Raw genomic sequence first — 24,658 nt, 5'->3', positions numbered from 1 at the left:
TCAGGAATGGAAATACAGGTAAAGACTTTTAAGGAATTATCCATTGATCAGCTTTATGAAATGCTGCGACTGCGTTCGGAAGTATTTGTAGTTGAACAGGATTGTGTGTATCAGGATATTGACAATAAGGATCAGAAGGCCATTCATGTTCTGGGTTATGAAAACGGAACGCTGGCGGCATACACCAGGATCTTTAATGCCGGTGATTATTTCGAACGCCCGAGTATCGGACGGGTGATCGTTAAGATGGAATACAGAAAACAAAATTTAGGACATGAGATACTCAGGGCTTCCATCCAAACGGTGGAAACCTTGTACGGTCATCAGACGATCGAGATCTCGGCACAAACCTATCTGGAAAAGTTCTACAATGTCCACGGTTTTTTGGCGGTTGGAGAAACCTATCTGGAAGATGGTATTCCCCATGTACGTATGATCAGATCCGTCAATTGATCTTGATCATATTCTTTTCCAGGTTCAGATCATCAAGCATGGTGTGTGTAAACTTGTAATGCCCTTTGGTGGTAACGATTTTGAAGCGGGAGGAGTTCCTTTTGCTCAGAGCGTCCAGGAACATCCATTTGGATTTAAGAAGGTTTGGTTTTTCCGATTTTACACTGATCTCAAAATAGTGTTTGATGCCCATTTTCTCTGCAACGATATCCGGAGTAACGCTTATATCACTGCCCCTTTTCAGGAACGATTTCGGACTTTCATAGCCCTCTAATGCGGTTTTGATGTTTTTAAAACCTCTGTTCTCCAGGTAATTAACGGTTTGCGTCAAAAAGTCTTCGTAGTTTTTTCTGTCCAGTGCTATCATAGCTATTAACATACAATTTTTGAAGCTAATTATCAAGAAATCAACATGTTAAATTCTATTAACATTTTCCATCGCTATCGTATTTCCGGGTTTAGCCTTCTTTTTGGTGGCAGTATGGTACGGGGTATAAAAATTCATTTCCCTGTCCAGCAGGCGTAAAAACCGGGTTCTGAGGGATGGAAGAAAGAAGATTCTGAATCCCAGTCCTATCCACCATTTTCCCGTAGTGTAAGTAACCAGTTTGTGCATTCTTCTGGTGATCAGGGACTCGTATTTTTTACGAAATTCTTCCATGGAGAAAACCGGAAGCTTTGGATATTCATCTTTATCCTTAAATGAAGCTTTAAGGGTATTTTCCCGCGCATACGATAACCGAATATCTGGGATCAACGGATAGTGAAGCTTCCCTGAGGTTGTATTTTTGTATGGATAGATGCCAAAGCGGTAAGCCATTTCTTCAGACGGTATATCCTGTAATCTTTGTGCTGCATCATCAAGAGTTACGGTAAAGTGAAACCTTATAAAGTCACGGCAATTCCTTCTACCCAGCTCATAGTCGTGTTCCCGTTGCTTTTTATCAATAAATCCTGCGAATCCGCTGAGCGGAGAGGAAGCCAGCACCTTTCCCAGTTGGTTTAATTCCCGGGGGTAGTCCGCTCCTTTTGTAGGGGCAATTAGAAATTTAGTCCGGTCCCGAAGGGAAATAGCCTCTGCAAGACCTTCAGGATTTAGCATAACTTCATTGCGGAGTGCCCGGAACATGGCTATGGCAATATTCAGAAAATGATTCCTCTTTTCTTTCTTTTGAGGCGCATCTTTATTGGGAAGCGGATCGATCATGATCACAGCATACCGGTTGCTTTGGTACTGTTCGAGGCATTTCTCCTTTAGTAACCTAACCCCCCACCCGTAAGGTTCATTGTTAAGCAGACCTCCGTCAATGCTGTTAAAGGCGTGATCTTCTGTCGTTGGGTTTGGTTCGGGAGCTGCAGTGCGGGGTGGCATGTGCGCTGCGAATCTGAGATAGGGTTTATGGGGTAATTTCACCTTTCTGGAGGGAAGTCCGATGGGGAAGGCAGAGGTACTTAGCGCTGCTTGTTTTAGGTACTCCAGATCCTTTTCCCGGGTGATATCCAATGTAAAATACGCATCATGATCGAAATCAGTTTCCGGGGTGTTTTTGAATTTTTGTCCGGGCCTGAACCTGAACACACTGCTGTGTTGTGTGATCTGGTGCCCGTTCTTTTCCTTGTCGGCCTGTTCAAAATGAATATTTACGGGTAGTCCTTCCAGGTTGGTAGTGGTAAGAAGTATTTCTGCCTGTTCTGAAAACCACGAGGGTCGTGCCGTTTTTTTAACAGGAGTAAAGAAGCGGTCTGCAAGGGCTTCCAAAGGATTTCCGTTCAAGAGGGAAAGCGGTACAGTTCCCGAGTTCAGGTCGTCGGTATTCAGAAGTTTTTCCAGGGTACATCCATCTTTATCATCAGCCATGTTCACCCAGCAATTTTTAAGGACCGTATTCTCTGAAATTCCGGAAGGGGTGGTATCCAGAATCTTGTGCAGACAAAGAGCCGCATTGATGCCGCCGGCAGAAGCCCCGCTCATCACTTCCAGTTCCAGGTGGTGCATAGGCAGGCTATGGTCGTATCCGGGATGATCTGTTCCCAGGGAGCGATTTCGTTGTTTGGCTTTTTCCCAACGATCCAAAATATCGAAGAGTTCATCCAGCACCCCTGCGGTGTAGGCACCTGCGGAAACGGCTCCGGCCATGGTCAGGCATAATTTGAAGCTTTTTTCTTTCATAGGAATCAATTTAGGGAAAAGTTACGAAGTCGGGGGTATCCTCCCCGTTTACATGTTTCAAGGAGCTCGCAGGCAGGTTTAAACAGGTTTTCCAATAAGAAATGGCGTCAGGGGTTGGTCGGGACTCGTTACCCTGCAGCCTCCTTCAATAAAAAAACCCGCATGTCTAAAAAGGACAATGCAGGTTTTTCATTGCATGGATGCAGATTGTTATTGTAAAATACTTTGATACCGCTCTGTATCGTTTAATACACCCCGGGCCTGCATGATGGTCTGGTCGTGATCCAGGTAGTAATTGTACAGGCCTTCCCTGTACGTGTACCTGGTGATCAGCTCATCCTCAATATCTTTTTTAATGCGCTCTTTCTGGGTATCCAGGGCGTTGATCTTGCTTTTGGAAATGCTGTTGAGCAATTGCTGGTATTCGGTTTCCACCTCATTTCCAAGCAGGGCAATCTCTTCCTGATCCAGCTGATTATGAAGTACCTGCTCTGCCCTTGTTTCATAATCGAATCCCTGATCCTTAACAAACGACTTAAAACTCGTGTAGACCTCATCGGAGAGGGAAAAGTTATTCGTATCCAGGTTGGGATGCCTATAATAAAAATCGGTGGCGAAATCAAAAATGACCAGGTTGTTGTTCAGGGCCTGGGTAAGGGCATTTTGCTGCAGCTCTTCAATAGTCACATCCGGGGTTACTCCTCCGTTATCGTACACCGTGCGGCCGTTTCTGGTTTTGTATTCGCGGAATGATTTTTTGGAAACGGCATTGCCCTGTTCATCACGGTTCCAGTAATCCATGGATTGTATGCACCGGCCGCTGGGGGTATAATACCTGGAGATGGTTACTTTTAACTGGGTGCCATAGGTGAGTTTAATGGGCCTTTGCACCAAACCTTTTCCAAAGCTTCGGGAGCCTACCACCACTGCCCTGTCAAGGTCCTGGAGGGCGCCGCTTACGATCTCACTGGCTGAGGCACTTTTATCGTCGATCAATATCGCCAGGGGGATTTGAGTATCCACCGGACGTTTCCTGGTTTTGAATTCCTGGTTGAACTTTTTCACCTTAGACCGCGTACTTACAATAAGTTCGCCTTCTTCCACAAAAAGATTGCATATTTCTATGGCTTCACTAAGCAACCCTCCCGGATTGCCTCTCAGATCCAGGATAAGTTGCCGGGCTCCTTTGGATTTAAGATCCTCAAGGGCCTCCCGGGTTTGGGAAGCGGCTTTTCTGTTAAACCTGGAAAGCACAATATATCCCGTGTTCTCATCGGCCATCCTGTAAAAGGGCACGGCGTCTACCTCAATCTCTTCCCGGTCTACCATGGTGGTCATGGTTTTCCCCTGCCTTAAATAGGTAACTTCCACCGATGAATTCTTAGCCCCTTTAAGGAGTTCTGTGGCATCATCTTTAAAATCTGACACCGAGATATCCCCTATCTGTATAATTTCATCTCCGGCCTTTAATCCGGCCTTATCGGCCGGATATCCTTCATAAGGCTCAATGATGAGGAGTTTATCGTTGTAGCTGCGCACCATGGCTCCGATGCCGGAGTATTCGCCGTTATTGTTGATCCGGAACGATTCCACATCCTGTTCGTTCATGAACCGGGTATAGGGATCCAGGTCTTCCAGCATACTTTTAATAGCGTGATCCATTAATTCTGCAGGATTGGTCTCATCTACGTAGTTCATGTTTAATTCTTTAAACATGGTGGTGAAGATCTCTACCTGTTTTGCGATCTCAAAATAATCATTGCGGTAACTGGTTGCTGTGACCAGAACGGTAAGGGCCAGCAAGGGGATCAGGAATTTCTTTTTCATGCTTCTAGGTACTTTTATAGACAGATGCCATCTTAAATGTACCAAAATTGCCTCGTACCGGAAAGGAATAACCGATTAACGAAAGACTTTTAACTTTCTTTTTACGAATAAAGGAATTGTAATTCAGGAGTTTACGTTTTTATCGAGGAATTTTTTCATCAGTTTTCCAATGGTTTTTTCCATGGTAATAAAATCAGGAATATCACTTCCTGTATAGATAAAGACCATGGCATAGGGTTTCTGAAGTTCCGGGATCCACTGCCATTTCCCCAGTCGCCAGGCTTCGCGAAGCAAACGCTTGATCCGGTTGCGGTCTACAGCTTTTTTAAAGCGTCTTTTAGGTACGGTAACGGCAATCTGAACCTTGGTATCCTCCTGGAATTCAGCGCGGCGATACACCAGCTTCAGGGGATATTTGGAAACGGAAGATCCTTCGGTAAATACCGCTTCGATAAGCTTTTGACTTTTGAGTTTTTCTTTTCTGGGAAAGGATCTGTCCATAGGTGTTTCAAAGGGGTAAAAATAACAAAACCTCCCTTAAAAGAGAGGTTTTGTATACTATTGATTGAGAAACAGGGTTATTCGGCCTGGTAAATATTGTTCTCCCGATTGGTATCTGCCATAAGCCCTGAAGGATCCAGGTAGATGGTTTTTATCTCTGAGACTTCGCGCTCAATGGCAAAGCTGTACTCCGGGTATACCCAGGGCCAGTCGTCAAGACCTTGTCTTTCGATACCTTCGTAAGGGTTGTCTTTTTCACCTCTCATCATGCGTAGCGGTGCATAAAAGGTTTCCACACTTCCGTCCTGGTATTCCACAAGGATATCCATGGGCATCGGCATTTTCCCGATACGTTCCAGGGTAATCCTGGTTTTTCCTTCTTCTGCGGTAACCGACTTAATACCGTAATCGATCGTATGGGTGGTTTCTGCCCATTCATTGAGGTACCACCACAATTGCATTCCCGAAACCTTTTCTGCGGTACGAATAATGTCATTCGGGGTGGGATGGGTAAATTTAAAGTCGTTGTAGTAGCGCTTGAGGGTTTGCATGAGTTTATCCTGACCAATGATATAACCGAGCTGGCTCAGGAAGACCTCGCCTTTACTGTAGGCAGAAATCCCATAGGTTCTGTTGGTGCTGTAGCGGTCTGCCTGGGTAGTGAGCGGCTCCTGCATATCTGAGTTGGCAAGGGCCAGATACCCCTGGTAAGCTCCGGAGAACGGATTGTCTTTCCCTCTTTCCATGACCTGGTTTTCGGCAAGGTCAGAAATAAAGGAAGTAAAACCTTCATCCATCCATTCGTGTTTAGACTCATTGGTGGCCAGGATCTGCTGGAACCAGGTATGGGCAAGCTCATGAGCGGTAACGCCAACCAGGCTTCCGAATTTGCGTTCTCCGGTGATCAGCGTACACATGGCATACTCCATTCCTCCGTCTCCGCCTTGAATCACAGAGTACTGTTCCCATGGGTATGGTCCCACGTTCGCACTGAAGAATTCCATCAGGGCTGCGGTTTTAGGTTGCAGGTTCTTCCAGTTTTCCCTGATCTCCTCTTTGTCTTTATAGAAAAAGTGAAGGGTAGGTCCATTTTCCATTTTCAGGGTATCGTGGATGTATTCCGGATCTGCAGCCCAGGCAAAATCGTGTACATTGGGGGCTACAAAATGCCAGGTAAGTTTTTTTCCTTTCGGGCGCTTTACCTTCATGCCTTCGGTTTCATAACCATGACCGATCGCTTCCGGGTTCTGAAGGTAGCCTGTACCACCGATAACATAATCCTTATCAATGGTGATCTTTACATCAAAATCACCCCATACCCCCTGAAATTCACGGGCGATATACGCATGGTCCTGCCATCCTTCAAAGTCGTATTCGGCCATCTTAGGATACCATTGTGTCATAGACAGGGCCACCCCTTCGGCATTGTTTCTGCCACTTCTTCTGATCTGTACCGGAACCTGACCCTCAAAGTCCATGGTGAAATTCACGGTTTCTCCGGGCAGGATAGGCTTATTCAAAGCTACTTCCAGTACCGTACCTTCGGTGTGGTGCTCGATCTCCACCCCGTTCTGCTTTAGGGTACCTACCCGCATGTATCCAATCTCATCCGGGGCAAGACTGTTGATGCGCGCCCCTACCCTTCTGTCCGGATCCGGTAGGTTTCGGCTGCGAACATCCATTTCACTTCCCGGTTGAAAAGCGTTAAAATACAAATGGTAGAATACGGTTTTAAGGGTGTCCGGAGAATTGTTGGTGTATTGCAATTCCTGGTCTCCCGTAAACCGGTAAGTTTCCACATCCATGTCGACATTCATCTTGTAATCCACATGTTGTTGCCAGTAATACGGGCGGTCGTTTTCAAATTGTGAAAAGCCGGCAGTACTCAGTCCGAGGCTTAGCACAGTAATTAAAAATTTCTTCATAGTTATTTAAGGCATAAAAAAAGGCCCAGATCATAGAAAAGGGCCTTTATGATGTATAAATTAAAGTTTAATTTTCTTTCTCGAAACCTTATCTGCCATGATCAGGGCATTGTAAAGGTTGGCCATTTTCCCGGATTTGGAAAGCGAGCTGAAAGGTTGTTTGTTGTTCGGATCTCCGGCAACGATCACCTCGGCATCAGAAGCCAGTCCGGACTCCATGATAATGTGTTTTACCTGAGAAGCGCTCAATTTAGGGAAATACGAACGGATCAACGCAGCCATACCGGCAACTCCGGGAGCCGCCATAGAGGTACCCTGCAGGTATTCGTAGTTATTCTCCGGGGTGGTGGCATAGATCTTTGTTCCGGGGGCAAATACGTCTACATTCACCTTGCCGTAGTTGGAGAATCCGGCAACCATTTGCTCGCCATAGGCCCAGTTCAGGGCGCCTACGGTGATCACGTTGTCAAAGAATTCCGGACCGTTATTTTCCTGGTCGTTCGGATAGTTCTCTGCCTCGTCAAGAAAGTTACTGTCGTTTCCTGCTGCATGAACAAAAAGCACATCGTTTTCTGCAGCGTATCTGAGGGCGTCATAAACCCATTCCTTATTTGGATAATATCCTTTTCCAAAACTTCCATTGATCACCTTGGCTCCATTATCCACTGCGTAACGAATGGCAAGTGCAATATCCTTGTCGTATTCATCTCCGTTAGGAACGGCACGCAGTACCATGATCTCGGTGTTCGAAGCAACGCCGTCCATACCGATACCATTGTTACGGCTGGCAGCTATGATACCGGCCACGTGGGTACCGTGGGTGGCATGATCCAGGTCTCCGGTAACGTTGTTATCTCCGTAATTGGTGTCTGTAATATCATATGGATCGTCACCTACCACGGTTCTTCCGTCAAATTCCGGGTTGAGGTTGTATTCGAGCTGGTCAGAGAAATATTCGATTCCGCCTTCCAGTTCTTTTTTGATCTCTTCCACAGAACCCACACGGGACATCCAGTATTCCAATGCTTTTGCAGCTTTCACCACAGCCTCATCCTCAGAGGTGATATTTTGAATATCCTGCAGATTGTAGCTATCTGTTCCCAATTGCTCCTGTACAACCCCATCAGCAGAATCCACCATTTCATAGATCTCCGTGTAGCGGCTTAGTCCCTGCTTGGCATAGCTTGATTTTTCGTCAAATTCTGCCTTTGCCTTCTTGTACATTTCGGAACCATCATCTCCTTTTTTAACGATCCGGGTCATTTCCAGGTTTTCGTTATTAGACGCACCCAAAAAGTTCCATCCATGGATATCATCCACAAAGCCGTTCTTATCGTCGTCAACACCATTACCGGGGATCTCATCTTCATTTACCCAGATCACGCTGGTCAGGTCTTCATGGTTGATATCAATCCCGGAATCTACTACCCCGACGATCACCTTTTTCCCTTCCCGGTTGTTAAGGATATCCTGGTATGCCTTGATAACGCTCATACCGGGAATGGTATCGGTTAACAGGTCTGCATGACCCCAGTTTTTATATTGTGCTTCGGTAAATGAATTTTTTGCAAAATCTGCAGTGGCGGTATTCTGTACCGGATCCAGATCTATCGGAGCTGCCCCGCATCCTGCCAGTAGTCCAATTGCCAAGGCCCCTGAGGCCATTGAAAATTTAATATTCATGATTTCTAAGTTAAATTATATCTGAAAATTTTAAAGTTTTATCCAGTCGGATACCTTTTTCGGTTGCTTTTAGGGTACAGACCTCGTTATGGGCATCGTGTTCCATAAAGAGGTAAAAGTCATTTTCCACGGCAGTTTTCAAAAAGGCATCTTTCTCATCCAGGGTAAGTAATGGCCGGGTGTCATACCCCATTACATAAGGCAGGGGGATATGTCCTGCGGTAGGTAAAAGGTCGGCTGTAAAGACGATGGTTTTTCCCTTGTAGTTAATATGCGGAATCATTTGTTTATCGGTGTGGCCATCGACAAAAAGAATTCCAAACCCCAGGTCGTTTTGCTCCGAAAAGCCGGATTCGGGGGTGTCTACAAAGTGAAGTTGTCCGCTTTCTTCCAGCGGAAGAATATTTTCCGGCAGAAAAGAGGCCTTCTCCCTCGCGTTAGGTTGGGTGGCCCATTTCCAGTGGTCTTTATTCGTCCAGAACCGCGCGTTTTTAAATGCCGGCTGGTACCCGTCTCCTTTTGGATTGCGAGCCACACTTCCCCCGCAGTGGTCAAAATGCAGGTGGGTCATAAACACATCGGTAATGTCATCCCGGTGAAACCCGTGACTGGCCAGGGAGCCATCCAGGGAATGATCGCCCCAGAGGTAGTAATAGCTGAAGAACTTATCAGACTGTTTGTTTCCGAGCCCGGTATCGATAAGGATCAGTCGGTCGCCATCTTCTATGAGCAGGCAACGCGCTGCGATATCGATCATATTATTGGCGTCGGCAGGATTGGTTCTGTTCCAAAGCGATTTGGGAACCACCCCGAACATTGCACCACCATCCAGCTTAAAATTACCTGTTTCAATCGGGTATAAACGCATATGGAATAATCGGGTTAAAATAGGTTACGCAAAATAAGAAAAGCAGCATAGATAGGTAAAATAGAGCATCTTTATTATCCTATTTTTAACATTTTTATATTTTTATAAACTTAATATAGCAGAACAAAACCAACATATGTTAGAACTAGCGGGGATTGTCATACTTGGAATTATTGCTCAATGGGTAGCCTGGAGATTTAAGATTCCTGCAATTTTGCCACTGATACTCATCGGATTAGTGGTGGGACCGGTTTCCACCTTATACACTGGTGACGGCACCAAACTCATTGAACCCGTTTGGCACCCGGAGGACAATAAAGGGCTGTTTCCCGGGGAATTGTTGTTTCAATTCGTATCTCTTGCCATTGCGGTGATCCTTTTTGAAGGAGGACTCACCCTGAAGCGCAATGAAGTGCTGAATGTGGGGCCTGTGATCATTAAACTGATCACGGTAGGGACCATAGTGACCTTTCTTGGAGCAGGGGTGGTTTCGCACTTTTTGTTTGACCTGAGCTGGCCGATCTCTTTCCTTTTTGCAGCCCTTATCATCGTAACCGGCCCCACGGTAATAACTCCTATTTTAAGAAATATACCCCTTAAAAAAGACTTGTCTGCAGTGTTAAAGTGGGAAGGTATTCTGATCGACCCTATCGGTGCCGTTGCCGCGGTACTGATGTTTGAGTTTATTTCTGTTGGCCAGGGCGAAGAATATACCCAGCAGGCCCTTATTGAATTTGGGAAAACGGTGGTGGTCGGCTTTTCCATCGGCTTTTCTTTTGCGTACGCATTGTATTTCGCCATTAAAAAAGACATGGTACCCCATTTTCTGAAGAATGTGATGGCCCTCTCCTCTGTGTTGGGGGTATTTGTTCTCTCGGAGCAGTTTGCTCATGAATCGGGACTGCTTTCTGTAGTGGTTATGGGGATGGTTCTGGGTAATATCGACCTGCCCAACCTGAAAGAGCTGCTGTACTTTAAAGAGTCGTTAAGCGTCTTGCTTATCTCCATACTGTTTATTCTGCTTGCGGCGAATATCGATATGTCGGATCTCTACCTGGTTTATAACTGGAATACCTTGCTGTTATTTGCCTGTGTGGTATTTCTTATAAGGCCGCTGGGGGTATTTCTGAGTACCCTGGGCTCCGGACTGAAGTTTAATGAACGGCTTTTCATAAGCTGGGTGGGTCCGCGTGGTATCGTGGCTGCCGGTATCGCTTCCCTTTTTGGTAGCCGCCTGGCCCTGGCTGGAGAACCGGGTGCGGAGTACATAACCCCTCTGGTGTTTGTGATCGTACTGGGTACGGTATTGCTCAATGCGGCCACGGCGAGAATGTTCGCCAAAATTTCCGGGGTGTTTCTCGAAGAATCCACAGGGATCCTCATTGTGGGATCTTCCAATGTATCCCGCCTTATTGGGAAATACCTTCAAAAGAACGGGCGCCATGTGGTGCTTATAGATTCCAACAAGGAAAACATTGAAAAGGCCAGGGCTATGGATCTTGATGCGGAAGAGGCCAATATATTTTCTGATGAACTCACCGATAATATCGAATTCAGCGATATAGGGTACCTCATGGCATTAACGGCCAGTGAAGAGGTGAATAAACACGCCATAGAGCGATTTAAAGAGCAGCTGGGAGAGAATGGTGCCTTCAGGCTGATCACCTCCGACGAGATGAAGGATCCGAATGATTCTCAATTGGAAATCCTGTTCTCGAAGAAGGATGATTATATCAATCTGAGTGAGGTGGCCAGGGATTATCCGAAGATCAACGAGATCGAACTCGAATCGCGGGAGGACTACCTGGAGCAGATGTCGAAACTGAATGAACTGAAAGACTCCATTCCAATTTTTGTAAAAGACCTTTCCGGAGAGTTGCATATCATAGCCTCCTTTAACGAGACCATGAATATCGAACCCGGATACAAACTGGTTTACCTGGGAAAACCCATTAAGCTCATCAAGGAAGATGCGAATAAGGATTCCCGGAAAGTAACGGAAAACAATTCCTGACATGAGACACAGAAGTATTTTTCCTTACCTGGTACTGATTTTTGGCATCATGATGCTAGCCGGGCATTTCAGTCATAAGCCCGCAACAGGAAAACAGTCAGCTCAGGACCCGCGGAGCGGATTATCTATTACGGACCCAGGGAGTTTTACAGATTTTGTATCGGTTACAGACACCCTGCTCTCTACCAGGTTCCACCTGAAAACCTATTTGGTAAACACCGGAGAAGCTCCGGGAGTAAAATTGAAGTATGACCCCAGGAACACAGTGGTAGAGCGCACCCCTGTTTTCGATACCATCATGGAGTTCCGCTATCAGGATCGGGTACTTTTCAGCGAGGTATCTCTTAAAAACCTGGTGAGTACCTCAGAGAAAGATTCGGAATTCTGGAACCGGTCCGGCCTGGTATTTTTTGAGGTGGATATGATAAACAGCACGGATGAAAGAATGGTTTGCCGGTTTTCTTTTCGGAATCCCGTTGTAGAAAAAAGCAGGGACTTTACCCTGCACATAGACAGCAGGGGGAACACCAGGATATTTGAGGCATAAAAAAACCTCCCGGTCAGGGAGGTTTTAGCAATCTAATCGTTGAGTTTGAGAACGGCCATAAAGGCTTGTTGAGGGATCTCCACATTCCCGACCTGTCTCATACGTTTTTTACCTTTTTTCTGCTTTTCCAGCAGTTTTCTTTTCCGGGAGATATCTCCACCATAACACTTGGCCGTAACGTCCTTACGCAGAGCCTTAATGGTTTCCCTGGAGATGATCTTGGCGCCGATAGCGGCCTGGATCGGAATATCAAATTGTTGTCTCGGGATAAGTTCCTTCAGTTTTTCACACATCTTTTTCCCGATGTTATATGCATTGTCTGTGTGGATCAGGGCTGATAGCGCATCCACAGAATTTCCGTTGATCAGGACATCTACCCGTACCAGTTTTGATTCGCGCATTCCGATCGGGGAATAATCGAAGGAAGCGTACCCTTTGGAAACCGTTTTAAGACGGTCATAGAAATCAAATACGATCTCGGCAAGCGGCAGATCAAAATTGAGCTCCACCCTTTCAGGGGTCAGGTAACTCTGGTTGGTGATCACCCCTCTCTTTTCGATACAGAGCGACATTACCGGCCCTACAAAATCGGACTTGGTAATAATAGAGGCTTTAATAAAAGGCTCTTCCACGCGATCCAGCTTTGAAGGCTCCGGAAGGTCAGAAGGGTTGTTTACGATGATCTTTGTATCGGGCTCTTTTTTGGTGTAGGCGTGATAGCTTACGTTGGGAACCGTGGTGATCACGGTCATATCGAACTCCCGTTCCAGACGTTCCTGTATGATCTCCAGGTGGAGCATACCCAGGAATCCGCAACGGAATCCAAATCCGAGGGCGGCAGAACTTTCCGGGGCAAATACCAGGGAGGCGTCGTTGAGCTGCAGCTTTTCCATAGCCCCTCTGAGTTCCTCGTATTCTTCGGTGTCTACAGGGTAAATACCCGCAAATACCATGGGTTTTACGTTTTCGAATCCTTCGATCATATTGGCCGTAGGATGCTTGGCATCGGTAATGGTATCTCCTACCTTTACTTCCCTGGCGTCCTTGATCCCGGTGATGAGGTAACCTACATCCCCGGTTTTTATCACCTGTTTAGGATGTTGGGTTAGCTTCAGGGTGCCCACCTCATCGGCATCATAATTCTTTCCGGTAGCCAGGAATTTAATTTGTTGTCCTTTTCTGATCTCTCCATTGATAACCCGGAAATAGGTCTCTACTCCGCGAAACGGATTGTACACAGAATCAAAGATCAGGGCCTGAAGCGGCTCATCGGGGTTGCCCTTTGGAGCGGGAATGCGCTCAATAATGGCTTCCAGGATCTCTCCGATCCCTATCCCTGTTTTTGCACTTGCCGGGATAACATCCGAAGCATCACAACCCAACAGGTCCACGATGTCATCGGTAACCTCTTCCGGGTTGGCCGATGGCAGATCTACCTTGTTCAGAACAGGGATGATATCCAGGTCGTTCTCCAAAGCGAGATACAGGTTGGAAATGGTTTGCGCCTGGATGCTTTGCGCGGCATCCACAACCAGCAGGGCGCCCTCGCAGGCAGCAATTGATCGGGAAACCTCGTAGGAGAAATCTACGTGGCCGGGAGTGTCGATCAGGTTTAATATGTAATCTTCACCTTTGTAGTTGTATTCCATCTGAATAGCGTGGCTCTTGATGGTGATCCCACGCTCGCGCTCCAGGTCCATGTTATCCAGTAACTGGTCCTGTTTTTCACGTTCGGTAACACTTCCCGTAAAATCCAGTAAACGGTCGGCAAGGGTGCTTTTCCCGTGGTCGATGTGAGCAATTATACAAAAGTTTCTAATGTGCTTCATGGTCTTCTTTTCATCGAATGAGACTGCAAATATACGCTATTTTAAAACGCATCCTCAGGAATGGTTTTTATATGCCGGAAGAAAACTTTCAACCCGGGTTTCATATTGTTAAGAAAGTGTTATTTTTAAACCAAATTACCCATTAACCTACAGTATGCGCCACCTAAAACTGATAGCTTTTTGCTTTCTATTCGTACAATATTTTTACGGTTCTGCACAGGAATTCGACATTACCGGAAGGGTTTCCGATCAAAATAAGGAGCCACTTTCCTTCGTAAATATTTTATTGCTTAAAGCTACAGACTCCACTATGATCAAAGGAGTAACCTCCATGGACGATGGTGGGTTTCGCATTGAGGGGGTTGCTGCCGGAACCTACATCTTAAAATCGTCCTATATCGGATACCAGTCTGATCTTCGCGGTATGGAAGTAAAGGGAAACCTTGATGTGGGAAATATTGAATTACGCCCGGCTACAGAAGCCCTGCAGGGAATAACCGTTAGCTTCAGGAAACCCACCATAGAAAAAAGACCGGACCGACTGATCTTTAGCGTTGCCAACACCAATTTATCTGTGTTATCGGGGTATGACATTCTCAAGCGCACTCCCGGGGTGATCGTAATGAATAACAAGCTCCTGGTAAAGAACACCACCCCGGTGATCTATCTGAATAACAAAAGGGTGTATTTAAGTGACGCCGAACTGGCCGGGTTACTGCAGGGATTTTCCGGAGCTAATGTTGACGCCGTGGAGGTGATCACGAATCCGCCGGCAAGTTTCGATGCCGAGGGCAGTGTGGTGTTAAACATCGTAACCCGGAATAATGTTTCCATTGGCTATAAGAGTGCAGTCGAGACTAAGGGGACCTATGGGGTATTCCCGAAGTATAATTTCAACACCCAGCACTACTACAAGACCAGGGATATCGATTTCTATTTCAATTATAATTTCAACCGGAGCAAGCTGTTTAAGAACGACGATTCTTATGTGAATTTTTCCGATGTCGGTTTCGGGGAGGAGCGCTGGGATACCGATTTTGAAAAGGTGACCCGGCAAAACGATCACAGTATCAATTCGATCCTGGACATTGCCACCGGAGAGCGGAGTACCCTGACCCTGAGCGCAAATGTTTTGTGGTCTCCGGATAAGACCTTCAATAATAAAGCTCGCACGGATGTGGTATCTTCTCAACCCGGGTCTCAATATTATTTTAATACAGGGAGTGCTCTTGAAAATGACACGAACAACTATGTTTTCGGAGCTGAATTCGACACCGAACTCGATGAAAAAGGGACCACCTGGAGTTCTGCCGCAAACTATATCTATTTCGAGCAGGCTCAGTTTCAAACCCTGACCACCGAATATTTTGAGACATCCGGTTCACCGCTTTTCAGCAGTAGTTTCAACAGCGACGGGAGACAAAAGAATAACATTTTCACCCTCCAGACCGACCTGAGCACGACCCTTGGAGAAGGCGAGTTTAAAACCGGCTTAAAGTATGCCGATATTGCAAGTAAAAGCAATATAGGTTTTGCGGGAACGGCTGTCCCCATCGGGGCTGTAGACGACAATTTCGAATATTACGAGGCCATCTATGCCGGCTATGTCGATTTCAACCGGTCATGGGATCAATGGGAGTTGCAGCTGGGTGCCCGGGTAGAATACACCGATGTCATGGCCAATTCCATTGCCCTGGGAGAGGTGAACACCCAGGAGTACTTCGGGGTGTTTCCCTCGGCAGGAGTGCAATACACTCCTTCCGCAAACCACAGTTATGGGTTAAGTTATGGAAGAAAGATCACCAGGCCCAGGTACCAAAGCCTGAATCCGTTCCGGTACTTTATCATAGAAGACCAGTATAAGGAAGGGAATCCGAATCTCACCAGGGCACTGGAAGACAAGATCACCCTGAGCTATACCTTTAAGCAACGGTACACCTTTGAACTGTACTACCAGAATATGGACAATGCGTTGATGACCCTTCCATTCCAGCAGAATGTGCAGAGACAGCTTTACGATTCGGAATTCAACATCGATTACTCCCGTCAGATCAGTCTGGATTTTACCGCCCCGGCGAGTATTTCTTCGCGCTGGTATATGTATATCTATTCCTCGGCGTATTATTTGGAGGATAGATTTCCGGGGGTAGAGAGTGGTAATGTGTTTGTTAAGAACAGCACGGCAGGTTTCCTGGGGTATTTGTACAACGGGATCACCCTGGATGCGGAGGGCGAACTCAACCTGGAAGCAGCCTATACCTATATGAGTGATTACATACAGGGATCGTATCGTTTCAGCAATCAGCATTACCTCAATCTGTCGGTAAGAAAAGACCTGTGGGGGCAGCGTGGGAGCCTGACCCTGGGGGTGGATGATGTGTTCAATACTATGAATGTCCCGATGCAATCCACCTATCTTAATCAGGACAACGGATTTTTCGCCCGGCCCGAGACCCGCAAGGTCTATGTATCCTTCCGGTACAATTTCGGGAACTTCAGGTTGCAGGACAATAACCGGAACACGACCCCGGCAGAGGCAGAGCGGATTAAACTCAACGGGGGGAATTAAGAAATTCACAAACTTCAGGTTTTATGGCAAAATGAATTATCTTTGCACCGCAAATCCCTAAAAAAGAGGAAATTGGTAAAGATCGGAGACATAGAATTAGGAGATTTTCCGCTGTTGCTGGCGCCCATGGAAGATGTTAGTGACCCGCCTTTCAGGAAGTTGTGTAAGGAACAGGGGGCTGATGTGGTGTATACAGAGTTCATTTCATCGGAAGGACTTATCAGGGATGCTGCCAAGAGCGTACAGAAACTCGATATTTACGAAAAGGAACGTCCGGTAGGGATACAGATCTTTGGTTCTGAACTGGATTCCATGCTTCAGGCCATTGATATTGTAGAGAAATCCAATCCGGATATTATCGACATCAACTTTGGTTGCCCGGTAAAAAAGGTGGTATGTAAAAATGCAGGGGCTGGGATCTTAAGGGATATCCCTCTCATGGTAAAACTTACCGAAGAAATGGTAAAGCGCACCAAGCTGCCTGTAACCGTAAAAACCCGCCTGGGGTGGGATCATGATTCCATAAAGATCGTAGAGGTGGCCGAGCGGCTTCAGGATGTGGGTATCAAGGCCATTTCCATTCACGGGCGTACCCGGAAGCAAATGTATAAAGGCAACGCCAACTGGGGGCCCATCGCGGAGGTAAAGAACAATCCGCGTATGCACATTCCTGTTTTCGGAAATGGGGATGTAAACACTCCGGAGATGGCTGTGAAGATGCGTGACGAATACGGACTGGATGGGGCTATGATCGGACGTGCGAGTATTGGTTATCCATGGTTCTTCAAGGAAGTGAAGCACTTTTTTGAAACCGGGGAGCATTTGCCGCCGCCTTCTATGGAAGAACGGGTGGATGCTGCACGGAGGCACCTGCAGATGGCGATCGACTGGAAAGGGGAGAAACTCGGGGTTTTTGAAACCCGTCGCCACTATACGAATTACTTTAAGGGAATTCCGCATTTTAAGGATTACAGAACCAAAATGGTGACCAGTGATGATGCCGCCGATGTATTTGCCGCCTTTGATGAGGTGCTGGAGAAGTTCGGGAATTTTCAGTTTGCGTAATACGAGAAGCGGGAAAAGACAAGCTGGCCGCGCCAGGTGTGGTGAGTGCCGGTAAAAAATATATAGTTGAAAGAAAAGAGCCTTTCCGGATCACGGAGGGGCTTTTTTAATTTACGTCTCTTATATCTCCAGCAAGGCTTTATTGATCCTTGCAGAGGCGATCTTGGAAGCGATACTCCCCAACACAAAAATAGTGGCGAATACCACCAGGACATTGCCGATCTGAAACTCTACAGGGTAGGGCAGGGAAGGGGTGAGCCGGATCCATTTAAAAGCCAGCTGGCTCCATACCAACAGGGAGGCCAGTAAGATTCCAAGGAGCCCTCCAACAGTAGTGATCAGGATTCCCTGGAGCAGGTAGATGCGCCGCAGTTTTTTAACCGGAACACCAAGGCTGAAGAGGGTTTTCAGGTTGCCTCGTTTATCGAGGATCATCATGATGATAGATCCCACCACATTAAACAGGGCGATAATGAGTACCAGCGTAAAGATGAGGTAGATGGCGAGGTTTTCGGTATTGAGCATTTTGTATAATGCATCGTTGAGCTGCGCCCTGGTTTTTACTTCCACCTTGTCTCCAAGAATGGAGTTAATGGCTGTGGCAACGGCAGAAGGGGCTGCGTTGGGTGTTAGCTTGAAGTTGATCCCTGTGATCTCCAGGCTGTCTTTTTCCAATAAAGGCTGTATGGTATTCAGGGGGGCGAATACGTATTTCTTATCCAGGTCCTCGTTAACGGCATAGACGCCGGAGAGGGTAACCGAGAGTTCGTTGTAGGGTTTTTGGGTGCCCGTAATGCTGCCTTCTCCGGGTTTTGGAGCCAGGATCTTTACAGGGCTGCTGTAGTCGTTAGGATGGGTGCCCAGCAGGTTGGCAATGGAGATACCGGTAACGGTCTGGTAGGGGTCCTGAGACATCCAGCTGCCAAAGTACAACAGGCTGTCAACCGGGATCACATCAGGGTAATGCGTATCCACAGCCTTTATCCAGGCCACATGATTTTTTTGTTCGTGGGTAAGAACGATGCGTTCTTCGATCTCTTTGGAATAGGAAGCCACCCCTTCCAGGCTGGCGATGTCCTGTTCCTCTTCGGGTTCGAGAACAAAGTATTTTCCCTGTGCAGCAATGGCCTTGAGGTCAGGGTCAAAATTATCCGCAAAGGAAAGGCTAAAGGTTTTAAGTCCTGCAAAGGCCGAAAGTACGATAAACAAGGCTGCCGATCCGATAACCGTTACAAGAAAGGTTACCAGGTTGATAATGTTCACGGCATTCTGACTGCTCTTGGATACCAGGTAGCGTTTGGCTATGTACAGGGCGATGTTCAACGATCAGCTTTTCTTTCGTTTGTCTAACAGATCAGGGTTGTCAAGAGGGTTGTCGTCGCCCTTGAGCGAGCTTTCAATTCGGTTGATGTACTCCAGGGAATCGTCAATAAAAAATTCCAGTTCAGGAACCCTTCTCAACTGATTCCTGGTGCGCTGGGAAAGGTCGTGCTTAATAAGCGGCTGGTTGGAACGGATGCCCTCCAGGAGTTCTTTTCCCTTTTCGTGAGGAAAAAAGCTGATATATACCTTGGCAATTGAAAGGTCTGAGGTCACCTTGACCTTGGTTACACTGATGAGTGTGTTGGTGAGTCCGCCTCCCTGGGCTGCCCGTTGCAGGATCTCTGCCAGGTCTTTCTGTAAAACCCCTGCTATCTTCTTCTGTCTGTTCGTCTCCATGCTACAAAAGTACGAAATAAAGTTACGAGGTTACGAAGGTATGGTGTTTCAAAGTAATGAAGTTGTGTGATCTAAACAAATCAGGGTTCACGAGCGTTACCAAGGCACGAAGGTCCAGAAGCATGAAGTGCATGCAACAAAGGTCTTCCCGGGAAGGAAATTTTACCCGGGTGAGGTCGGCTTCCTGACCAAAGGAACGGAGGAACCAGCAGGTGTGGTCGTATCTTCCTGTGATAGCCCGGAGGCGTGGTGTACCCGGAGGAAAACCACGATCTGCCTGCAAAGAGGTAAGGATGTTTTTTGGTTTATTCCGGCATGACCCATCATCCCATCACCCCATCACCCCATTACCTCATTACCTCATTACCTTGGTTACTTTTATTGTCTTTATCAACGGGCTCCAAGAAACCCTTCCCAGATCGCGGCCTCCATTTCCGATTTTTCAGGCTGATGTTCTATGGTAAGCTGACCGTTCGCCGTTGAAACATCTACTCCCGCATGTTTCAGATAGGGAGCCAGGGAGATCACTTCTGTTCCTTTCAGGTGATTTTCAAAGAATTCAGGAAAGGCCGCAAAGCCATAAGCCTGTATCTTGGCAATGAGGTCGTCGTTATTGTAAAAAACAGGGTTTCTCACACTGTTCTGAAAAAGGTCTTTCATCAGATCATCCAGGCTTTTTTGATTCTCAGAATGCGTGCGTATCTCCATATCGGCGGCGATCCCTGCAAAGAGCCCACCCCCGTAGATAAGTCCCCAGTGGCGGTCTTTTGAAAACCCATCTGCAGAGGCTACCGGACTCATTTCACCAAGTCCGGGGTCGTTTATGTACCGCTGGTAGAAAAGATTGTTCAGGACGGCTTTATAACTTTCTTCCTTTAAAAATCCAACCGTGTAGAGTCCTTTCAGGGTGTAATAGTTAGAGACGCCCTCCTTAAACCAATCAGACCCGGACCCTTCGAATTTGATGGATTTGCCGTTCCAAAGGTGGTAAAACTCATGCGCAAAGATAAACCATCCGATCATCTGTGATTGCGGGTCTCCGTTGGGGTTCATGAACATGCTGATATGGTTGCCGATCACTTCTCCATCGGTGATCTCATTTTCTGTTATGATGACCATGGCCTGGTTGATCTTTTCTTTCGGGTCAGGTTTTGGAATACCGCCCATGAGTTCGATATAGTAATCGAGAAGTTCGTTGGCCATGGCCGTGATCTGTGGCTCCTGTGCGTACAGATTTTCTCCTCCCAGAACGAACTTAAGGGTAAAGTCCTCCCGTTTTACCAGGATCTCACGGTGAGTACCGGCAAACACAAACGATTCCTGTAATGCTGCAAGGTTTGGAACCTGGTATACTCCCGGTTGATCCGGGTGAAGTTTCCAGGGTACACTTACCTTCCAGGTATCGGGCAGTTCGGGCGTAACCAGGATATCCTTTTTTTCCGCTCCGTTAATAATAAACAGAACTCTGCCTGAGGTCATGGTGCCATAATCTCTTTTATAGGCAATCCCATCGGTACCTCCGGGCCAGGCTTCCTGTTCATGTTCGACATACACCTGATAGGAAAGGTGTATAGGGGTGCCTGTTTTGGCCCCTTTTACAATCCATTGCAAGGAGTCTCTGAATTCAACGGGGATATTTCTTCCCGATATATCGGTGACATGAAGTTCATGAACATAGGCAGGGAATCGGGATGCCTTTGAACCGTAGGGACTCATATACAGCAGGGAATCTTCCAGGGTAATGGTAGCTTCTACTGTTATTCTGGCCGGATGTTCGGCCGAGTAATTCAGGGTGTAGGAGTCGCTTTGCCGGGCATTTGCTGCAAGGGCAAAAAAGAGGGAGAGGGTAAGAGAAGAAATACTTTTTCGGAAGAGGGTCATAACGGCGTCGCAATTTGATTGATATATCAAATAGACGGCTGTGCCACTTTTTCGTTACAGTTTTCCGGACAGATATGGCTAAATTTGTGGAAACCTGTAATTGAAATCAAACATGAACAAAATAGAACACCTGGGAATCGCGGTAAAGGACCTGAAAGCTTCCAACGAACTTTTCACAAAGTTGCTCGGCGTACACCCATACAAGGAGGAAGAGGTGGCTTCTGAGGGCGTGAAAACCTCGTTTTTCGAAGTGGGAGAGAGCAAGGTGGAATTGCTGGAAGCTACAAGGGAAGACAGTCCCATCGCTAAATTCCTTGAAAAGAAGGGAGAGGGGATTCACCATATCGCCTTCGCAGTGGCAGACATCAAGGGAGAGATCAAAAGGTTAAAGGAGGAGGGATTCGTAGTGCTTAATGAAACCCCGAAGCGCGGGGCAGATAATAAATGGGTGGCTTTTCTGCACCCCAGGAACACCAATGGGGTTTTGGTAGAACTTTGCCAGGATATCGAAGACGGGCAATAGGCAAACCTGGCGGCAATTTGCCTTTGAAAAGGTTTGCACTGTTGAAGAATTAATAGTAATATTGCACTCCAATTTTTCGGAATATTTATGTACTTTGAAAGTGCTTAATCCGAATGGTCCTACCTGCCCACCTGGCGGTACGGCAGGCAGGGAGCACCTGAAAAGGTATTTGAAATATTGAAATGGTATTTGTTTACGTTTTAATTAGCCAATTAGACAGCAGACTTTATGTTGGTTTGTCAATGGATGTTGAAAAGCGTTTACACGATCACAAAAATGGGAGGGTGCGAAGTACAAAGCCCTTCAGGCCATGGTCACTAATACACACCGAAAGCTATCCTGATAGGTTATCAGCGAGAGCCAGAGAAAAGTATTTAAAAAGCGGGTATGGAAAAATGTGGTTGAAAAATAAGTATCTTAACCAAAAATAAATTCTTTTGTTTTTTAAAAGAATGGTCCTATAGCTCAGTTGGTTAGAGCACCTGACTCATAATCAGGTGGTCCCTGGTTCGAGCCCAGGTGGGACCACTTAAAGCGCAAACCCTCACTCTGAAAAGAGTGGGGGTTTTTTGTTTCCTGTAGCGTCATAAGCTTGCTTATGTAAGCGGAGAGGAAACAAAAAACTGGCAACTGCGGTAGCAGTTGGGGTTTGCATTTTCAGGAGAGGGAACCCCTGGCCCAGCGACCAAAGGGAGCTAACCCAGGTGGGAATATTACCACCCACCCCGTCCCCGGCACTAGCCGGTGCCAACCCTCCCTGACCAGGGCGGGGAGCCAATTCAATAAGTATTTGATAGCAGGAGCGGGTTTGCATTTTCACCTCCCCTCGCGCCGGCTGGCCCCATCGCTACAAAGTGCCACCGGCACTTTGCTTCACGCTCGGTCCCCTGGCCCAGCGACCAAAGGGAGCTAACCCAGGTGGGAATATTACCACCCACCCCGTCCCCGGCACTAGCCGGGTTCACCCCTCCCTGACCAGGGCGGGGAGCCAATACGATATTTATTTGATAGCAGGAGCGGGTTTGCATTTTCACCTCCCCTCGCGCCGGCTGGCCCCTTCGCTAAAAACAGCCACCGGCTGTTTTCTTCACGCTCGGTCCGGCCCAACGAGCGCAGCGAGTTAACCCAGGTGAAAATGCCTCCGATACGTTTTTCTAAACTATTGTAGCATCTGACTTGCAATCTTGAGCGCAATAAACACGTTTTTTATGGACAAGATCACTTTTATAAATTCTGAAAAAGGAAAATAAAACTGTGTTTTTTTAACAACTTCTTCTAGTTTTGGATTAAATAAAAAATAATCACCATTCAATTAGGTATAATCACATCCGTGAGTTTTATAATGAACCCGGATGTTCAAATACACTTTTTTTGTGAGTATTCTTAAATCCATACGAGAACAAAAAGGTTACACCCAGAATGATCTAGCTGCGAAAACGGGCCTGTCTTTACGTACGATCCAGCGTTTAGAAAACACAAATAAAGTTCCTAAAGGGTTTACCTTAAGCGCACTGGCGGAAGAATTCAATATGGACCCTTCTGCCTTACAGGCTAAATTTATAAACACCAAGCGTTCTCGGGATTCTGAAATCACCACCATTAGGATCATAAATTTATCGGTCTTATCCTTTCTTGGAATTCCTTTCGGGAATCTGATTCTGCCTTTAATTCTCTGGAGGAGCAACCGGGATTCCCAACTCGTAGATGATGTAGGTCGACGGATCGTTAATTTTCAAATTTTGTTTACGCTTATCCTATCTCTACTACTTATCTTATTGCCATTTACCGTTGCAAAACTATTCCCCGGTATTCCTTTGATATTGATTTCAGTGCTTCTTGCCTACCTTTTTAATATCGTAGTGATCATCCGTACTGCCATTAAGATTCAACACCAGGATTTTGATTTTTTAAACCTCCCTTTGCGTCTTATTTAGACCTGAAACTGAAATTGTCGTAAAATTGGCGGCATGAAATCCCGCGCTATTACTGAGATTCGCTATTTCTTTGCTTCATGAAAGTTTAATTAATGTTTATTCAAAATTTTAACTAATCATGAAAAGAATTATCGGTTACAGCGTATTAGGCCTTTTAGGTCTTGTATTCATTCTTGGAATTTATGGCATTAGAAAATTCAATAACACCTATTTTAAGGAACGCCCGGCGTACTTAGAACTCAGTCATGAATCTCACCCCATGAATTTTAAATGGACCCATCATAAGGTGGAAGGCCATATCGAATATCAGTCAGCTCTTTTAATACCTGTCCAGATCGGCAACCTTCAACATAATCTCAATATGCAATTTGATACAGGTGCGCCTGACTCTTTTCTCTATGAAAAGGATCTTATTTCATTAAGTAATTTGGGGTATACTTTTGAGGAAGTTCAGAAGGACGGATTCCGGTTCGTGAAATCCCTGAAATTAACTTTAGGGGGTATACCGGTTACCTTATCCATGGTAAAGATCTACCCCAATTATGGCAATACCTTTTCGGCTGAGTTGAACCCGGAAACTAACGTTTGTATTGGCACCATTGGTAGCGATATCCTTGTAGACCGGATCACATCAATTGATTTTAAAAATCAGACCATTCAGTTCTTTGAAGAACGTCCTGAGTGGATGCAGAACCTCAATGGATTTAAAGCTTTTGATTTTCCGGGGCGTCGTGTTATGCTGCCTGCTGTCGTTGATGGTAAGGAGTACGAGTTTTTGTACGATTCCGGATGCTCGGCCTTTGGCTTAATTACAACCAAAAACCGTTTTGAAAAATATACCGATGAAACTGCTCCGGTAGAAAGATTTGCAGCTAAAAGTTGGGAAGATAAATTCTACATTAACAGTAAAGCAAGCGATTATGCGCTTAGCATTGGAGGTACTCAATTACGTATGAACCGCGTTTCATGCGTAGATATGTATGCCTTCCTTCAACCTTTGGTAACCCCATTTACCCGAATTGGGGGTTGGATGGGGAATCAAGCCATAAATGAGAGTCAACTCATTCTTGATACAAAAACTAAGGAGTTTTTGATCACCATTTAGATGATTGATATGATTGTAACCGAGCCAGATGCCTGATCCCTTCAT

20 protein-coding genes and 1 tRNA gene are annotated in these 24,658 nt (G+C 46.3%); 10 read left to right on the top strand and 11 right to left on the bottom strand.

Annotated elements, in window-relative coordinates; genetic code table 11:
- Nucleotides 1-6 precede the first annotated feature (6 nt).
- Complete coding sequence (locus K7R11_RS01655) at nucleotides 7-453, top strand: GNAT family N-acetyltransferase (RefSeq protein ID WP_224488134.1); 447 nt, start codon at nucleotides 7-9, stop codon at nucleotides 451-453.
- Here the strand turns inward: K7R11_RS01655 and K7R11_RS01650 are convergent.
- The 7 genes from K7R11_RS01650 to K7R11_RS01620 form a co-directional block, all read right to left on the bottom strand.
- Nucleotides 446-820 (bottom strand): hypothetical protein, encoded by a 375-nt coding sequence (locus tag K7R11_RS01650; RefSeq protein WP_224488133.1) that lies wholly within the window; start codon nucleotides 818-820, stop codon nucleotides 446-448. The genes K7R11_RS01655 and K7R11_RS01650 overlap by 8 nt on opposite strands.
- 48 nt (nucleotides 821-868) lie before the next feature.
- Nucleotides 869-2,623 (bottom strand): patatin-like phospholipase family protein, encoded by a 1,755-nt coding sequence (locus K7R11_RS01645; protein WP_224488132.1) that lies wholly within the window; start codon nucleotides 2,621-2,623, stop codon nucleotides 869-871.
- Nucleotides 2,624-2,833: 210 nt separating this feature from the next.
- Complete coding sequence (locus K7R11_RS01640) at nucleotides 2,834-4,450, bottom strand: S41 family peptidase (protein WP_224488131.1); 1,617 nt, start codon at nucleotides 4,448-4,450, stop codon at nucleotides 2,834-2,836.
- A gap of 123 nt (nucleotides 4,451-4,573) precedes the next feature.
- Nucleotides 4,574-4,951 (bottom strand): ribonuclease P protein component, encoded by a 378-nt coding sequence (gene rnpA / locus K7R11_RS01635; RefSeq protein ID WP_224488129.1) that lies wholly within the window; start codon nucleotides 4,949-4,951, stop codon nucleotides 4,574-4,576.
- Between the two features lie 77 nt (nucleotides 4,952-5,028).
- Nucleotides 5,029-6,876 (bottom strand): M1 family metallopeptidase, encoded by a 1,848-nt coding sequence (locus tag K7R11_RS01630; RefSeq protein ID WP_224488127.1) that lies wholly within the window; start codon nucleotides 6,874-6,876, stop codon nucleotides 5,029-5,031.
- A 60-nt stretch (nucleotides 6,877-6,936) separates the two neighbouring features.
- A complete protein-coding gene (locus tag K7R11_RS01625) occupies nucleotides 6,937-8,559 on the bottom strand; it encodes a S8 family peptidase (RefSeq protein WP_224488125.1) in 1,623 nt (540 codons plus the stop codon).
- A 10-nt stretch (nucleotides 8,560-8,569) separates the two neighbouring features.
- On the bottom strand, nucleotides 8,570-9,427 hold the full coding sequence (locus K7R11_RS01620) for an MBL fold metallo-hydrolase (protein ID WP_224488124.1): 858 nt from the start codon (nucleotides 9,425-9,427) through the stop codon (nucleotides 8,570-8,572).
- Nucleotides 9,428-9,563: 136 nt separating this feature from the next.
- Between K7R11_RS01620 and K7R11_RS01615 the strand changes: the two genes are divergently transcribed.
- Both K7R11_RS01615 and K7R11_RS01610 read left to right on the top strand, forming a co-directional pair.
- Entirely contained in the window at nucleotides 9,564-11,441 is a 1,878-nt protein-coding gene (locus K7R11_RS01615; RefSeq protein ID WP_224488123.1) for a cation:proton antiporter, read from the top strand.
- Between the two features lies 1 nt (nucleotide 11,442).
- Nucleotides 11,443-11,988 carry a hypothetical protein gene (locus K7R11_RS01610; RefSeq protein WP_224488122.1) on the top strand — a complete coding sequence of 182 codons (546 nt, stop codon included), beginning with the start codon at nucleotides 11,443-11,445 and terminating at the stop codon, nucleotides 11,986-11,988.
- Nucleotides 11,989-12,020: 32 nt separating this feature from the next.
- Here K7R11_RS01610 and lepA read toward each other — a convergent pair whose 3' ends face one another.
- Nucleotides 12,021-13,817 carry a translation elongation factor 4 gene (gene lepA, locus K7R11_RS01605; protein ID WP_224488121.1) on the bottom strand — a complete coding sequence of 599 codons (1,797 nt, stop codon included), beginning with the start codon at nucleotides 13,815-13,817 and terminating at the stop codon, nucleotides 12,021-12,023.
- A 154-nt stretch (nucleotides 13,818-13,971) separates the two neighbouring features.
- On the opposite strand from lepA, the gene K7R11_RS01600 reads away from it, so the two are divergent.
- Together K7R11_RS01600 and dusB are read left to right on the top strand one after the other, a co-directional pair.
- Nucleotides 13,972-16,386, top strand: a complete 2,415-nt coding sequence (locus tag K7R11_RS01600) for an outer membrane beta-barrel family protein (protein WP_224488120.1) — start codon at nucleotides 13,972-13,974, stop codon at nucleotides 16,384-16,386.
- 72 nt (nucleotides 16,387-16,458) lie between these two features.
- Nucleotides 16,459-17,451, top strand: a complete 993-nt coding sequence (dusB, locus tag K7R11_RS01595; protein WP_224488119.1) for a tRNA dihydrouridine synthase DusB — start codon at nucleotides 16,459-16,461, stop codon at nucleotides 17,449-17,451.
- A gap of 120 nt (nucleotides 17,452-17,571) precedes the next feature.
- Here dusB and K7R11_RS01590 read toward each other — a convergent pair whose 3' ends face one another.
- The 3 genes from K7R11_RS01590 to K7R11_RS01580 all read right to left on the bottom strand — a co-directional run bounded on the left by K7R11_RS01590 (nucleotide 17,572) and on the right by K7R11_RS01580 (nucleotide 21,051).
- Nucleotides 17,572-18,774, bottom strand: a complete 1,203-nt coding sequence (locus K7R11_RS01590) for an ABC transporter permease (protein ID WP_224488118.1) — start codon at nucleotides 18,772-18,774, stop codon at nucleotides 17,572-17,574.
- A 3-nt stretch (nucleotides 18,775-18,777) separates the two neighbouring features.
- Nucleotides 18,778-19,170, bottom strand: a complete 393-nt coding sequence (gene rbfA, locus K7R11_RS01585; RefSeq protein WP_224488117.1) for a 30S ribosome-binding factor RbfA — start codon at nucleotides 19,168-19,170, stop codon at nucleotides 18,778-18,780.
- Nucleotides 19,171-19,560: 390 nt separating this feature from the next.
- On the bottom strand, nucleotides 19,561-21,051 hold the full coding sequence (locus K7R11_RS01580; RefSeq protein ID WP_224488115.1) for a M61 family metallopeptidase: 1,491 nt from the start codon (nucleotides 21,049-21,051) through the stop codon (nucleotides 19,561-19,563).
- Between the two features lie 112 nt (nucleotides 21,052-21,163).
- Between K7R11_RS01580 and mce the strand changes: the two genes are divergently transcribed.
- The 5 genes from mce to K7R11_RS01555 all read left to right on the top strand — a co-directional run bounded on the left by mce (nucleotide 21,164) and on the right by K7R11_RS01555 (nucleotide 24,613).
- The gene (gene mce, locus K7R11_RS01575) at nucleotides 21,164-21,574 is read left to right on the top strand and encodes a methylmalonyl-CoA epimerase (RefSeq protein WP_224488114.1); all 411 of its coding nucleotides are present in this window, start codon (nucleotides 21,164-21,166) and stop codon (nucleotides 21,572-21,574) included.
- A 182-nt stretch (nucleotides 21,575-21,756) separates the two neighbouring features.
- Nucleotides 21,757-22,005 (top strand): GIY-YIG nuclease family protein, encoded by a 249-nt coding sequence (locus K7R11_RS01570; protein ID WP_224488113.1) that lies wholly within the window; start codon nucleotides 21,757-21,759, stop codon nucleotides 22,003-22,005.
- Between the two features lie 23 nt (nucleotides 22,006-22,028).
- Nucleotides 22,029-22,102 (top strand) — tRNA-Ile (locus tag K7R11_RS01565).
- 845 nt (nucleotides 22,103-22,947) lie between these two features.
- Nucleotides 22,948-23,508: a DUF4870 domain-containing protein gene (locus tag K7R11_RS01560; RefSeq protein ID WP_224488112.1), complete on the top strand. Its 561-nt coding sequence runs from the start codon at nucleotides 22,948-22,950 to the stop codon at nucleotides 23,506-23,508.
- A gap of 118 nt (nucleotides 23,509-23,626) precedes the next feature.
- Entirely contained in the window at nucleotides 23,627-24,613 is a 987-nt protein-coding gene (locus K7R11_RS01555; protein WP_224488111.1) for a hypothetical protein, read from the top strand.
- The last annotated feature ends 45 nt before the right edge of the window (nucleotides 24,614-24,658 follow it).

It is taken from the genome of Robertkochia flava, from assembly GCF_020166515.1.
GTDB classification, from domain to species: Bacteria; Bacteroidota; Bacteroidia; order Flavobacteriales; family Flavobacteriaceae; genus Robertkochia; species Robertkochia flava.
The sequence above is the reverse complement of the archived record's forward strand: the minus strand, read 5'-3'. Positions and strand labels throughout refer to the sequence as shown.

Excerpts from the sequence above, each read along its gene's own strand:
- K7R11_RS01625 (WP_224488125.1), bottom strand. The coding sequence starts at position 8,559 with ATGAATATTAAATTTTCAATGGCCTCAGGGGCCTTGGCAATTGGACTA.
- K7R11_RS01655 (WP_224488134.1), top strand. The coding sequence starts at position 7 with ATGGAAATACAGGTAAAGACTTTTAAGGAATTATCCATTGATCAGCTT.
- K7R11_RS01630 (WP_224488127.1), bottom strand. The coding sequence starts at position 6,876 with ATGAAGAAATTTTTAATTACTGTGCTAAGCCTCGGACTGAGTACTGCC.
- rnpA (WP_224488129.1), bottom strand. The coding sequence starts at position 4,951 with ATGGACAGATCCTTTCCCAGAAAAGAAAAACTCAAAAGTCAAAAGCTT.
- mce (WP_224488114.1), top strand. The coding sequence starts at position 21,164 with ATGAACAAAATAGAACACCTGGGAATCGCGGTAAAGGACCTGAAAGCT.
- K7R11_RS01620 (WP_224488124.1), bottom strand. The coding sequence starts at position 9,427 with ATGCGTTTATACCCGATTGAAACAGGTAATTTTAAGCTGGATGGTGGT.
- K7R11_RS01610 (WP_224488122.1), top strand. The coding sequence starts at position 11,443 with ATGAGACACAGAAGTATTTTTCCTTACCTGGTACTGATTTTTGGCATC.
- K7R11_RS01640 (WP_224488131.1), bottom strand. The coding sequence starts at position 4,450 with ATGAAAAAGAAATTCCTGATCCCCTTGCTGGCCCTTACCGTTCTGGTC.
- K7R11_RS01555 (WP_224488111.1), top strand. The coding sequence starts at position 23,627 with ATGAAAAGAATTATCGGTTACAGCGTATTAGGCCTTTTAGGTCTTGTA.
- K7R11_RS01570 (WP_224488113.1), top strand. The coding sequence starts at position 21,757 with ATGGTATTTGTTTACGTTTTAATTAGCCAATTAGACAGCAGACTTTAT.
- lepA (WP_224488121.1), bottom strand. The coding sequence starts at position 13,817 with ATGAAGCACATTAGAAACTTTTGTATAATTGCTCACATCGACCACGGG.
- K7R11_RS01645 (WP_224488132.1), bottom strand. The coding sequence starts at position 2,623 with ATGAAAGAAAAAAGCTTCAAATTATGCCTGACCATGGCCGGAGCCGTT.
- K7R11_RS01600 (WP_224488120.1), top strand. The coding sequence starts at position 13,972 with ATGCGCCACCTAAAACTGATAGCTTTTTGCTTTCTATTCGTACAATAT.
- K7R11_RS01650 (WP_224488133.1), bottom strand. The coding sequence starts at position 820 with ATGATAGCACTGGACAGAAAAAACTACGAAGACTTTTTGACGCAAACC.
- rbfA (WP_224488117.1), bottom strand. The coding sequence starts at position 19,170 with ATGGAGACGAACAGACAGAAGAAGATAGCAGGGGTTTTACAGAAAGAC.
- K7R11_RS01580 (WP_224488115.1), bottom strand. The coding sequence starts at position 21,051 with ATGACCCTCTTCCGAAAAAGTATTTCTTCTCTTACCCTCTCCCTCTTT.
- K7R11_RS01615 (WP_224488123.1), top strand. The coding sequence starts at position 9,564 with ATGTTAGAACTAGCGGGGATTGTCATACTTGGAATTATTGCTCAATGG.